General features: G+C 67.4%; 11 protein-coding genes. 4 read left to right on the top strand and 7 right to left on the bottom strand.

What is annotated here, in order from left to right; genetic code table 11:
• Positions 1-172: 172 nt before the first annotated feature.
• Together QSK05_RS28125 and QSK05_RS28120 are read right to left on the bottom strand one after the other, a co-directional pair.
• Positions 173-1,636, bottom strand: a complete 1,464-nt coding sequence (locus tag QSK05_RS28125) for a recombinase family protein (RefSeq protein WP_285600374.1) — start codon at positions 1,634-1,636, stop codon at positions 173-175.
• A 332-nt stretch (positions 1,637-1,968) separates the two neighbouring features.
• Positions 1,969-2,112 (bottom strand): hypothetical protein, encoded by a 144-nt coding sequence (locus QSK05_RS28120; protein ID WP_285600373.1) that lies wholly within the window; start codon positions 2,110-2,112, stop codon positions 1,969-1,971.
• Positions 2,113-2,794: 682 nt separating this feature from the next.
• On the opposite strand from QSK05_RS28120, the gene QSK05_RS28115 reads away from it, so the two are divergent.
• Positions 2,795-3,076, top strand: coding sequence for a hypothetical protein (locus QSK05_RS28115; RefSeq protein WP_285600372.1), 282 nt, complete (start codon positions 2,795-2,797; stop codon positions 3,074-3,076).
• Positions 3,077-3,089: 13 nt separating this feature from the next.
• Here the strand turns inward: QSK05_RS28115 and QSK05_RS28110 are convergent, their stop codons facing one another.
• The 4 genes from QSK05_RS28110 to QSK05_RS28095 all read right to left on the bottom strand — a co-directional run bounded on the left by QSK05_RS28110 (position 3,090) and on the right by QSK05_RS28095 (position 4,544).
• Complete coding sequence (locus QSK05_RS28110) at positions 3,090-3,293, bottom strand: TIGR03943 family putative permease subunit (protein ID WP_285600371.1); 204 nt, start codon at positions 3,291-3,293, stop codon at positions 3,090-3,092.
• A gap of 406 nt (positions 3,294-3,699) precedes the next feature.
• The gene (locus tag QSK05_RS28105; RefSeq protein ID WP_285600370.1) at positions 3,700-3,834 is read right to left on the bottom strand and encodes a hypothetical protein; all 135 of its coding nucleotides are present in this window, start codon (positions 3,832-3,834) and stop codon (positions 3,700-3,702) included.
• A gap of 33 nt (positions 3,835-3,867) precedes the next feature.
• Positions 3,868-4,053, bottom strand: coding sequence for a hypothetical protein (locus QSK05_RS28100; RefSeq protein ID WP_285600369.1), 186 nt, complete (start codon positions 4,051-4,053; stop codon positions 3,868-3,870).
• 164 nt (positions 4,054-4,217) lie between these two features.
• Complete coding sequence (locus QSK05_RS28095) at positions 4,218-4,544, bottom strand: ArsR/SmtB family transcription factor (RefSeq protein ID WP_285600368.1); 327 nt, start codon at positions 4,542-4,544, stop codon at positions 4,218-4,220.
• Between the two features lie 153 nt (positions 4,545-4,697).
• Here QSK05_RS28095 and QSK05_RS28090 point away from each other — a divergent pair, with 153 nt between their 5' ends.
• Genes QSK05_RS28090 through QSK05_RS28080 form a run of 3 tightly spaced genes read left to right on the top strand, consistent with a single transcriptional unit; the run spans position 4,698 to position 5,646 of the window.
• On the top strand, positions 4,698-4,898 hold the full coding sequence (locus QSK05_RS28090) for a hypothetical protein (RefSeq protein WP_285600367.1): 201 nt from the start codon (positions 4,698-4,700) through the stop codon (positions 4,896-4,898).
• Positions 4,891-5,439 (top strand): class I SAM-dependent methyltransferase, encoded by a 549-nt coding sequence (locus QSK05_RS28085; RefSeq protein ID WP_285600366.1) that lies wholly within the window; start codon positions 4,891-4,893, stop codon positions 5,437-5,439. The genes QSK05_RS28090 and QSK05_RS28085 overlap by 8 nt, the downstream gene beginning before the upstream one ends.
• Positions 5,440-5,454: 15 nt before the next feature.
• On the top strand, positions 5,455-5,646 hold the full coding sequence (locus tag QSK05_RS28080; protein WP_285600365.1) for a ferredoxin: 192 nt from the start codon (positions 5,455-5,457) through the stop codon (positions 5,644-5,646).
• Positions 5,647-5,694: 48 nt separating this feature from the next.
• On the opposite strand, the gene QSK05_RS28075 is transcribed toward QSK05_RS28080, so the two are convergent.
• On the bottom strand, positions 5,695-12,258 hold the full coding sequence (locus QSK05_RS28075; RefSeq protein WP_285600364.1) for a non-ribosomal peptide synthetase: 6,564 nt from the start codon (positions 12,256-12,258) through the stop codon (positions 5,695-5,697).
• Between the last annotated feature and the right edge of the window lie 7 nt (positions 12,259-12,265).

The raw sequence follows: 12,265 nt of genomic DNA, 5'->3' as shown, positions 1-12,265 counted from the left end.
CTCATGGAACCATCCTGGGCCACCGGCCCAGACACATCGACACTCAACGCAGGACTTCCGGATCTCGCCCCGTCAAGGGAAAGGGTTGTTCTGAGCCGCTGGCCTCAACTCACCCTGACAGACGGGGCGGGCTCCGAGCCCGCTTCGTGCTTTGGCGGTGTGGGGGTTCAGTTCACGATGTCTGTCCGGGGCCGGTCAGTAGCAGCGTGGTGTGATCGCACTGGATCGTCAGCTGGTGCTGTCTGAGGTGATGGGCCGTGCCCTGTGGATCTGTGACGTGGGTGGGGAGCAGTTGTCCGGTCAGGAGCCGATCGAGTAGTTCGTCCTCGCGAAGGTAGAGGGTACTGTCGGTTCCGCTCTGGGTGGGGCGGGAGCTGCGGTGGCCATGGCGGCAGCGGTAGCCGGGACGTCCGTGGACCCAGTGCGAGTCCATTTTCCGCAGGCAGTTGTTGCAGCGCACGAGGCTTGCCAGCCGGTACGTTCGGGATCTGTTGCTGGTGTCATTGGAGCGTTCGGTGTGCATGCCTTGAACGGCAAGGAAGTCTTCGGGGCTGACCAGTGCGGGGTGCGCAGCCCGGATGGAGATGACCCAGTCTTGCGGGTCGTTCCAGCGCTGGACGCGCCGGCGCCCGGACTCGCGAACGGTTCCGTCGGGGATCGAAGCGTTGACTGGGATGTGCTGAGAGCCCTGACGGTTCCAGACCTGGTGGCCGGTGTAGCGGGGGTTGGCCAAGATGGTGGCGACGGCCGTGTCGGTCCAGGCGTTGCCAGGACGGTGGGGGTTGCGCTGAGTGTCGGCGGCTGAGGGGCAGGAAATGCCTGCCTCGTTCAGCTGTCTGGCGATGCTGCTGACGCTACGGCCGGTGAGGCGTTCGCGGAAGATCCGGGCCACCGTCGGGGCTGTCCGGGTGTCGGGATCGAGTTTCCGCAGTCGTCGTCCCCAACGGGCATGGGCTCGGTTCGGATGTGGACCGGCGTCGACAAGCCGGTAGCCGTAGGGTGGTCGTCCACCCAGATAGCGCCCTTGCTCCCTTGTCTGCGTGCGCATCGCGGCTGTGGTGCGAAACCTGGCCCGTAGCACTTCCCGCCGAGATCTGGCTCCCAATTCCAGGATTACCGCTTGATGAATGGGATTGTTGGTCTCCAGGGGGCCGTTCAGTTCCGGCAGCCAGATGCGGATCCCGTGCTCGGTGAACAGGGAGGACATCGATGACAGTTGCCCAGCGCAGAAGGCGCGTTCTGCCTCGCCGATCACGATGGCGTCGAAGTTTCGGTCCGGGTGGCTCAGCCTCTCCAAGAGCCGACGTGCTTGTGGTCGGTCCGACCAAGCCAGTCGACGGGAGCACCCGACGTCGAAGTATTCGGCCACGATCTGTCCCGCGTCGCCGATGAGATCCCTGGCGCTGTCGTACTGCCACCCCTTGGACGACTGGGGATCTTGATACTCGGTCGTGGAAACACGACCATAGAACGCGAAACATGTTACTTGGTGAATGCTTTGAGTGATCCATCGCGGCTGACCACGACGTGCGGAACCGCGGGTGCTCCAGTCAGCGAGCGCACCGCCGGCTAATCCGTCTGGAGTGGTCAGTGTCGGGGGCAGGTCGAAGAGCGTCTCCTGTTCATGATTATTCATGATGGAAAGCAGTTCGTAGCAAGGGTACTAAAGGCAAGTCCTCGGCCTCTCAGCTCTCAGGCGCCCCTTTCGAATCCGAGGAAGCAATCCCATGCCATGCGCCCCGGGTGCGACGTGTACAGACAGGCGGGAAAGCTGGGTGACCATCAGCGGCGCTGCCGGAACGGAGAACAGTTCTGCGTGGTGACCAGGGAATCGGCCGCCCTCAGTGGCAGTCTGACCGGGGGCGGCTGGAGCCCGGGTCAGGCGATGACAGTGTTCAGCGAAACCTCGGTGTTGCCGCGAGTTGCGTTGGAGTACGGGCAGACCTGGTGGACTGCCTCGACGAGCGCCTAGGCCGTCTGCTGATCGACGCTGCTCATCTCGACGTGCAGCGCTACGGCGAGGCCGTAGCCGCCTTCTTCACGCTCGCCCAGGCTGGCGTCGGCGCTCACAGCGGTGTCGGCGATCTGGAGGGTTCCCGCTCTTCTGGACACCGGATTAGGCTGCCAGTTGGCTGATTTCCCTGAATCCCAGGTCGTACTCCCTCGGCGTCAAGTAGCTGAGGGTGGAGTGCCGGCGAATCACGTTGAAGTAGTTTCGATCCAGTCGATGGTGGCCTCTTTCAGCTCCGCCAGATCCCACCAAGGACGCGTATGGACCAATTCCTTCTTGTAGGTCGCGAACGTCGATTCTGAGACAGCATTGTCGAAGCAGATGCCGGTTCGCCCGAGCGATCGGGGGATCTTATTCTTCCGGCAGTGCTTGGCGAATTTCGTGGACGTGTATTGCTTAGGTTCAAGGAGTCGTAGCAACACCGCCTGACTGAATCGAGTATAGCTGCCGAGCAAGTTCTTCGGCCGGGGCGGCCCATGCCAGGGCCTTGCGGGGGGCGTTCATTCTATGTCGCAGCGACGGCCTCCAGTTCCGGGAGTCGGTCTCGGCGGACGCCTTTTTCGCGGAGGGCGCGTAACTACGGGCGGCAAGTATCAGAACGCCACTGGCAGCGAGGCGGCGCGGGTGAGGGCAGAGTAGCGGGCTCCTTGGCGAAGGGGAGTCAGGCGCTGTCGGCGCGGTGCCCGATGCATGTTCATATTGCAATAACTGCATGTGTCTGGTGAACAGTTCTCGCTCGGGTCCTTCACCCGGGAGTTGCATCCCCCATTGAGAGGAAGCCGGATGAGCGTCGACACGCACGCCGAGCACACCATCGCCGAGCACCAGCACGGCGCCGACTGTGGTCACGAGGCCGTTCAGCACGGCGACCACACGGACTACCTTCATGGCACGCACCGGCACGCCACGCACGACGAGCACGAGTCGGTGGCCGAGCACAGCACCTCCGATCACGCGCACGGTAGCGACTGTGGACACGAAGCGGTCGAGCACGACGACCACGTTGACTACATTCACGACGGTCACCGGCACTTCGTGCACGCCGACCACTACGACGAGCACTGAGCCGCAGCTCGGGTCACTCGTAGGGGTTGCGGGGGACGGCGGCCGGGGTCGCTCGCGTGGCCTGCAGGCGAGGGGGATGGCTGCCGATCTGGACCAAGGAGTCATAGGGCGCCAAGGTGCCCTCGACTGTCACCCATTGACCGATCGAGGGCGCGTCCTGGCCGGTGATCAGGACTCGGATCGCGGCGGCGTCGGCCGCGCAGCACCGCATGGTCATGCGGGTCAGATGCCATCCTTCGCCCCGGGTTGGGACACGAAGCCGAGCAGGCGCACCGTGCGACCTTCCACTGGGGCCGACTCGCCCAGTAGGCCCGCGCGGTGAAGCCGCCCAAGGTCAGGTCCGGCACCGTCCCTTCCGGAAGGGATGCGAAGCCGGACTCGACTTGCTTCTGGCTGCGGGTGTCCAGGGCCGAGACGGCCAGGGCCCCCACACACACAGGACGGGCAGCAGGAGCAGCCAGGTGGTGCGAGGTGCCTGGCCGTGCTCTTCGTCCTGGGCGCCCTGGCGCAGACCCCAGATCAAGTCCCCGAACCCGAGCAGGACCAGGGCGGCGCCGGTGATCAGCAAGGCCGGGCGCATGAACGGCTGCACGTAACGCAGGTGCAGGTCGGTCAGCCCTATTTCACATCCACCATCGGCCCACCACCATGAACGCCAGCATCGCGGTGGAAGAGAACTGGGTGAAGGAAGCGGCCACGAAAACATCCGTCTCCGAACAGATCGCGACCGCAACGGCCAGCAGCGCCAGCACGATCACCGACACCACCACCTGGCCACTCAGCGAGGTCAGTCACCGGGCCGGGACCAGCACACTGATCACTGCGCCCAAGGTGACGCCCAACAGCAGAAAGGGCAGTGACTGCAGGGTGATGGAGACGAGCGCGGTGACCCAGGCCCGGGCGGCCGGATGGCTCTGACCCCAGTCCGCTAGCCAGAAACGGCCCAGCGCCAGGGCGACGACACCGGCGATGATCATCAGGCCGACGAACCGGCAGGTTCTGGGTAGCGGCGCTCTACCGCTGTGGCCGCGGTCTGTACGGCGGAGGACTGCTCAAGGGGCAGGGATTTCATGCTGGCAGGCGGGCGACCAGCTGATCGTGCGCCCGGCTCGTGTCGGGACGAAGGGCCTCCCATGCGTTGTCAGTGAGATCCCTGTGCCGGCTCTTCCAGGACGTGGGCGAGCGCGTCGGTCACGACATGGGTGACGTGGGTATTGGTGATGGCATACGTCACCTCTTTGCCGTGGCGAACCGCACTGACCAGCCCGCCCTGGCGCAGCGAGCGCAGAGGCTGGGAGACCAGGGGCTGGGACATCTGGGTCTGCTCAGCCAATTCACCGACGGTGCAGGGTCGGGCCCCGATCAGACGCAGAAGCCACAGCCGGGACTCGTTGCCCAGGATCTTGAACAGCTGAGCAGCCTCGGCCAGCCCCGGTTCCGCCTGCACCGCAGTCACTCCATCGTCCATATAAGCAGTTTGCAATGTGTCGAACTGTACCGCCGAGGGGCGAGGTGGGGCGATGCCGGTGAGCGAATGAGAATCATTCCCGATAAGTTACTGTGTAGTCGAGAGCTCGTGCCCACCGTGACGGGACTGCCCAGTCGTACGGAGATGTCTGTGATGCCCAGCCAGTCAGGCCCGGTCGCCGATGCGTATGCGCCCACCGCAGCCGCCTACGACCTGGTCAACGCTGCTGCCAGGGTGGCTCAGCGGAGGGCCGTGCAGGCCTGGCTGCCGCACTTACGGCCTCAGGCGGGCCCGGTCCTGGACATCGGTGCGGGCTCGGGTCTGATTCTGGCGGATTCTCGAGCGGGTGCCTGAGGCCGAGGTGCTGGCGCTGGAGCCCAGTCAGGCAATGCGTTCGCTGGCCCTGGCCCGGGTGGCGGCCCACCCGCACTGGCACGCACGAGTCACCGTGCGGCCAGAAGACTTCTTCTCCGCGACCCTGCCAGCGCGGATCGGGGGTGCGGCGATGCTGGGAACGCTGAGGCATTTCGACCCGGGCGAGCGAGCAGCGTTGTTGGCCGAACTTGCATCCAGGCTGCCCGTGGGCGGGTCGGTGCTGCTGGATCTGCAGGCTCCCCAACACCCGCAGCGCGTCGAGCCGTTCGAGTTCACCGCAGCCGTGGTCGGGCAGCTGACCTACCGGTGCATCGGGGAGGCATGGCCCGTGCAGGGCGAGCTGATGCGCTGGCGGATGAGCTACCTGGTCCTGGACGGCGAGCGAGTGCTGGAGGAGAACACCGCCGAGCACCTCTACCAGCACCCGGATCCACGAGACCTCGCCGATGAGGCCAGGCAGGCGGGCCTGTCGATGGAACGCCTGGGAGAAAGCGAGTTCTGGATGCTGGAGAAGCTGTAGAAGGGGAAGAGGACCATGCGGGTCGTCGTGGATGAGAACAGGTGCATCGGCGCCGGGCAGTGTGTGCGGTGGGCGCCCGGGCACTTCGAGCAGGACGAGGAGACGGGCCTGGTGCGGCCGGTGACCGAGGTGGTCGATGCCGGTGGCGGGGGAGTTGACGGCGCAGTGAAGGCATGTCCTTCGGGAGCTATTCGTTTTCAGTCGTGAAACTGTGGGGATGAGGGCCGGTGCACAGTCGCCGGCCCTCATCCTCATTTACAGAGCGCCCTCGTCCATGTCGGCGCGTGCCGCGTCGACATGCTGGGCCAACGCCGCCAGGGTCGGGGTGACGAACAGGTCCCGCGCCGAGATCGGGACCCGGAAACGGTCCCGGACCGCAGCCACCAGCCGCAGAGCAGCCAGACTGTCACCGCCGGCGGCGAAGAAACCCAGATCCGGATCAACCTGAAGGTTTCCGGTCGCCTCGGCCCAGAGTGGACTCAGGGCGGTCTCGGTCTCCAGCAGGGCACGGCCGGTCGTGCCCTGTTCGTTGTCGGTTGTTTCAGCCGCGGCCAGGAGCGCGCCTCGGTCGACCTTCCCGTTGGCCGTCAGCGGCAGCTGGTGCACGAAACTGATGCGTGAGGGGACGGCATGGGCCGGCAGTACGGCCTGCAGAGCCCTGCGGACCGCCTGTGCATCGCCTTCGGCGGATTCCAGGACGGCGTGCAACGTGCGTCGATTGCGCGGCCCCGGGGCTACGACGACCGCGCGGGCCACACTGGGCAGGTTCTCCAGCGCGGCCTCCACCTCGCCCAGTTCCAGCCGGTGTCCGTTGATCTTGACCTGGTGGTCGGTGCGGCCGAGGAACTCCAGCGTCCCGTCCGCCCAGAACCGACCCAGGTCCCCGGTGCGATACCAACGCTCACCGTCTACGTCCACAAATCGCTGTGCCGTGCGCGACGGATCACCGAGATAACCTCGAGCCACCCCTCGCCCTCCGATCCAGAGCTCGCCCGCAACGCCGTCCGGGGCATCCCGCCCGCCTGGGTCCACCACCCGGTAACGCTGGCCCGACAAGGCGAATCCGTAGGGGATGGACGTCCAGTGCTGTGGCACCTGGGCCACGTCATAGGCGTTGGACCAGATGGCGGCCTCGGTCGCGCCGCCCAGGGCCACCAGATGTCCCTTGCCGCCGGTGGCCTGGCTCAAACGGGCCGACAGGTCCAGGCCCACCCAGTCTCCGGAGACCAGGGCCAGGCGCAAGGACGACGGCAGGCCCTCGGTGCCTGCTTCGGACAGAACAAGGTCCAGCAGCGCGGGGACGGTGTTCCAGAGGGTGACCCGGTGCGTGCGGACCTGCTGGAGCCAGTGGGCCGGGTCACGGCGTTCCTGCTCGCCGGGCAGGACCAGCGTGCCGCCGGCGCCCAGCACGCCGAAGATGTCGAACACCGACAGGTCGAACTCCAGGGCGGACAACCCCAGAACACGGTCTTCGGGGGTGACTTGGTAGCGGGTGGCGATGTCCCGGCAGGTGTTCGCGGCCGCGTCGTGGGTGATCTGCACGCCCTTGGGCTCACCGGTGGAACCGGACGTGAAGATCACGTACGCCAGATCGTCCGGTGCCGCCTGCACAGCTGGCCTGCTCAGGGCGGAGGACAGGTGGACCGGATTCAGCCGGATCGTGCGGTCAGGCACCCCCTCCTCGGTGTCTGTGATCACGTAAGGCGTTCGGGAAAGGAGTTGTTCGCGGCGTACGGCGGGCGCGGACCGGCTGACCGGGACGTAGGCGGCCCCCGCCGCGATGACACCCAGCGCAGCGATCACCTGGGAACGGCCCTTGGGCAGGCTTACGGCCACCAGGTCGCCGGGCTGCACGCCCGCCTGGTCCAGAAGTCCGGCCCAGCGCTCGATACCGTGCTGAAGTTCACTGAAGGACGTGGTGGGGGCGTTCGGTTCGTCGGCGGCCACCAGCGCCGGGTCGTTGGGGCGGACAGCGGCCTGGTGCAGGATGGGCGTCAGCAGAGTGGCCGGTGGGCCGCCGTCGCCGGTGGCCGAAACACGCTTGCGCACTTGACGTTGGCGAGGGGGCAGCAGGTCGGGCAGAGCGGCGTCCCAGTCGTTGTCGGCCAGCCAGGTCAGCAGCTGCAGGTAGGCCTGGAACATGTCATCCAGGGTTTCCTGGGACAGCAGGCCCTGGGCGGAGTCCCATGTCACCTGCAGCCCACCTCGGGCCGGCAGTACCTGGTTGTCCAGACACACCTGCGGCGACTGCGAGAGACCCCAGACCGGCTGAGGGAAGCCGGGGGAGCGGTCCATCGTCACCTGTTCGCCCACACCCACGGCACTGGTGAAGACCACCGGAACGGGCTGCCCTTCGCCGCTGGCGGTGGCCAGCCGTCGCAGCAGCCAGGAGGCCGGCACGTCGCTGTGGTCGAGGTCTTCTCCGGTGCGGCGGTGAACCGCGCGCACCGCCTCGGTGAACGTGGTCATCGCCGCACGCTCGTAACCGGCCGGGGCCAGGGACGTGAAGTCTCCGACAGCGAGGTCGATCTGCGGATGAACCGGACGACGCTCGAAACGGGTCAGCGTGACGGTCACACCACTGCTCCCGCTCCAATGGGCCAGGACTTCACCGTAGGCGGCGAACAGGACCGAGGGCACCGTGACTCGTATGGTTCGGGCCCGCTCTTGCAGTGCCTGCCAGGTATCGGGCGCCAGCAGGTGCTGGCGGCGCTCGAACGTGGGCGCGGAGATTTCGGCCGGAGTGGCGATCAGCGGCAGAGCCGGTGCGGGCGGCAGGTGCGCCAGCCGGTTCTCCCAGTGCTGGACATGCTCCGGGTTGGGGTCATGACCGTGGTGCGCCAGGACGTAGTCCCGAAAGGAAGGCCCCACCGGGGGCAGTTCCGTCTCAGGGTTGGTATAGAGCAGGTCCAGTTCGGTCAGGACGCGCATGATCGACAGGGCGTCGAGCACGATGTAGTCGTAACCGATGCCCATCCGGGTGCGGACCCGACCATCCTGCCGGTACCGGACCACGCCGATCTCCACCAGAGGGCCCTCGGCGAGATCGACGACGCGGTGGGACATCGTGGCCCGCAGGTGCTCCAGTGCGGGGGTCGGGTCGGTCCCGGCCGGAACGTCATGAACGGCGATCTTCACCTCGGCCGGGTACTCGGGGATGACTTGGTGCCCGCCGCGGATCACGGCGCGCAGCATGTCGTGACGCGCCCAAACGGTGTCCCAGGCGCTCTGCAGCCGCTCCAGATCGACATCGACGCCGTCGAACTCGTTGTACTGCCAGGTGCCCACGCCTCCCAACGGGAGCTCGGGGTTGCGTCCAATGAGGTAGGCGCGTTGGACGTCGGTGAGCGGGAAGGGGGCGTGGCGCTGTGCGGGGGCGCTGGTGAGCAACTCCGGAGGCTGAGCGGTAGCGGCGCTGCCCAGGCTCAGACCGGCGCACAAACCGGCGAGCGTGGGATGGGCGAAGACGGCGCCGAGGGTGGCGCCGCGCACGCCGGCTTGGTTGAGCGCGACGAGCAGGCGGGTGGCCAGCAGGGAGTCGCCTCCCAGGGCGAAGAAGTCGTCTTCGCGGGAGACCTGCGCAACGCCCAAGAGCTTCTGCCAGGTAACGGCGACCGCCTGCTCAACCGCTGTGCGTGGTGGCTCGCCGTCGGAAGCATGAGAAGTGTTGCCGGGAGGGGCTTTCAGCAGGCGGTTCCGGACGGCGGTGCGGTCGATCTTTCCGTTGCCGGTCAGCGGGATGGACGCTGCGGCCACGAACCAGGAGCAGCGCATGTGGGCAGGCAACTGATCGGTGAGCCAAGCAGCCAGATCGGGAAGGTGCTCGTCCGGCTCGCGAAGCACCACCAACCCGGCTAGCTGGACCCCAGCCCCGGTACCGACTGTCTGGACGGCCTGAACGCAGGCGTCCTGCACCCGCGGATGGGCCGTAAGCGCGGCCTCGATCTCACCCAGCTCGATCCGGTGCCCACTGATCTTCACCTGGTGATCGGCCCGGCCCGCGAACTCCAGACCGCCGCCGGGCCGGACCACGGCCAAGTCGCCGGTCCGGTACCACCGGCGCAGCCCGTCCTGAACGAAGCGTTCGGCCGTGCGGCCGAGGTCGCCCCGGTACCCACGGGCCAGCCCCGCGCCGCCCATCCACAACTCGCCGACCACGTCATCGGGCCGGTCTCTCCCGTCCCCGTCCACCACCCGGCAGGCCATCCCGTCCAACGGCAGGCCCCAGGGGAGGCTGGGATCGGCAGGGTCGACGGCATCGCCGGCTCGCACCTCGAAGACGGTGGAGTGGATGGCCGCCTCCGTCATACCACCCAGAGCGGCGAAGCGCGCCTGTGGGGCCAGCGCGTGTAAGCGGCCGGGCAGGTCACCGCTCACGCGATCTCCACCGAGTAGGACACTGCGCAGCGGCAATCCCGGCTTCGCGGTGGCCTCGGCGGTGCGCAGCAACAGGTCGAAGATGGGGGGCACGGTGTTCCAGACCGTCACCCCGTGGCGCAGCACCGCTGCGTGCCAGGCGAGGGGGTCGGCCCGGTGCTCCTGCGGCACGACTACCAGGGTGCCACCGGCCGACAGAATTCCGAACACGTCGTACACCGACAGGTCGAACTCCAGGGCCGAAACCGTCAGCACACGGTCGTCCGGGCCGATGCCGAAGCGCTCGTTGAGGGCGTCGATCGTGTTGGCGGCCGCGGCGTGCGAGATCTCCACGCCCTTGGGTTCCCCGGTGGAGCCGGAGGTGAACAGGACGTACGCAATGTCCTCCGGGCGCGGGTCAGGCAGACCCACCGGCTGCCCGGCGTGCGCCTGCGCGAAGACCAGCAGCCCCTGTGCACCGGCCCCTTCGACGGCTGCCTGGTGCTCCAGGTCGGTCAGTGCCAGCTTGGCTCCGGAAGCCTGGTGGATCCGGTGACGCCGGGCGGCGGGCTGATCAATACCCACCGGCACGTAGGTGCACCCGGCCAGCAGCACACCGATGGCAGCGACCACCTGCTCAGGCCCCTTGGGGAGAGTGATGACGACGCTGTCGCCGGGAGCGGCCCCGGCCTGAAGGAGCACGTGAGCAGTGTTCCGGGCCAAGTCGAACAGCCCGGTATAACTGAGCACCTGCTGGCCGAACACGACTGCGGGCCAATGCGGATCGCGTCGGACCTGCTCCAGGAATCCGGCCTGCAGCAGGCGCGGCGGGTGACGGCGGTCGGTCGCGTCCAGTTCTCTCCGGGCCTGCACCTGTACCTGCGGCAGCGCGGGCCTGCCCGGCCGCTGCCAGGCGCCGGGATCTTCGGCCAGCGCCGTCACCAGATTCCGGTAGGCGTCGAAGGCCGCCCGTGCCGCAGGTTCACGCAGGACGTCAAGGCGCACGTCCCAGTTCAGCAGCAGCCCACCCTCATGCTCGGTGACCTGTGCGTCCAGCCACACCTGAGGACCCTGCGAGACCGTCCACACCGGAGAGCCGAAACACTCCCGCACGCCAGGGCCGTAAATCTCACCCATGCCCACCGCGCTGGTGTAGACCACCGGCGCCAATACCGTGCCACCGCGTATCCGGGCCAGGTCCCGCAAGACCTCCACACCGCCGTAACTGCCGTGGGCAATGGCGGCATGCAGATCGACCCGCACCCGCGAGGCCCGCTCGGCGAAATTGACCCGTCCCGAGACATCCACCGGTAGCAGCACGGAGGAGGAGAAGTCACCCAGCAGGCTCTCCACGTCGGGCACGATCGGCCGCCGGTTGAACAGCGGAAGGTTCAGCAGGAACTGTGGCTGCTCGCACCAGGCGCCGATGCTTTCGGCGAAAGCCGTGGCCAGAGTGGCGGCCACGGTGACGCCGTGGGCGGCGGCAGCCCGACCCAGTGCCGCGGTGGTGGACGGTGAGGCCCAGTGATGCAGACGAGCACTGCGGGCCGCTTTTCCAGGGGCGCCGGCATCAGGCAGCAATGGAAGCTGCGGAGCTGCGGGCAGATCGGCAGCTCGTTCGGACCACCAGAGGCGGTCCGTTCCCCGTCGCTCGTCCTCCGGCGCCAAAAGGTAAGATCGATAGCTTGATTCCGGTTCGGGTTCATTCCAGCCGGGGTCGGCGTAGGCGCGCGCCAGGTCGGCCACCAGCACCCGCAGGCTCAGGGCGTCGGCGGCGATCATGTCCAGATCGATGTGCAACCGGGTGGCGCCGTGAGGCAGCAGACTCAGCTGCAGGTCCAGAACCTGCCCGCTGTCCACATCCATCCGCCGATGGGTCAGGTGCTCACGGGCCTGCTCCAGTGTGAGCCGCAGCTGGTGCGGTTGCTGGGCCCGCAGATCGTGCACGGTGATGTCGGCCTGATCGGCGGTCGCGTCCGGGGCGGTCCACTGCCGGCCCTCCGGGGTGATGCGCAGCCGCAACATGGCGTGGCGGGAGACGATACGCCGTAGTGCACCACGCAGCCGGTCCGGATCCACTCCATGGCCGTCCAGCTCGACGTAGAAGTGTGCGGCCACTCCACCGAATGGCTGTCCGTCCTGGCGGCCGACCCAGTAGGCGTGTTGCAACGTGGCCAGTTCTACCGGTGTTTCGTCGCTCGGTGCGGGCGCGGACAGGGCCTGCGTCAACGTGGAGGCAGCATCCAGGGCTCGACGCCAGCCGGCCGGGGTCGGGTCCTCGACCAGTTCGGCGAAACCGACGTCCAGGCCGGCCTTGCGCCATTGCCCGGTGAGCCGGATCACGGTGAGCGAGTCCAGTCCGAGCTCGAACAGGTCACTCTCCTCGTCCAGTCCGGCCAGTTCGGCCAAGCCGAGGCCGAGCGCACGGGCCAGGTCGAGGAGCGGGTCGGGCAGGGGGGTCACGGGTTTC

It is taken from the genome of Kineosporia sp. NBRC 101731, from assembly GCF_030269305.1.
In the GTDB taxonomy this organism is placed as follows: domain Bacteria; phylum Actinomycetota; class Actinomycetes; order Actinomycetales; family Kineosporiaceae; genus Kineosporia.
Note: the sequence above shows the minus strand (reverse complement) of the source record. Positions and strands in the feature narration are given on the sequence as shown.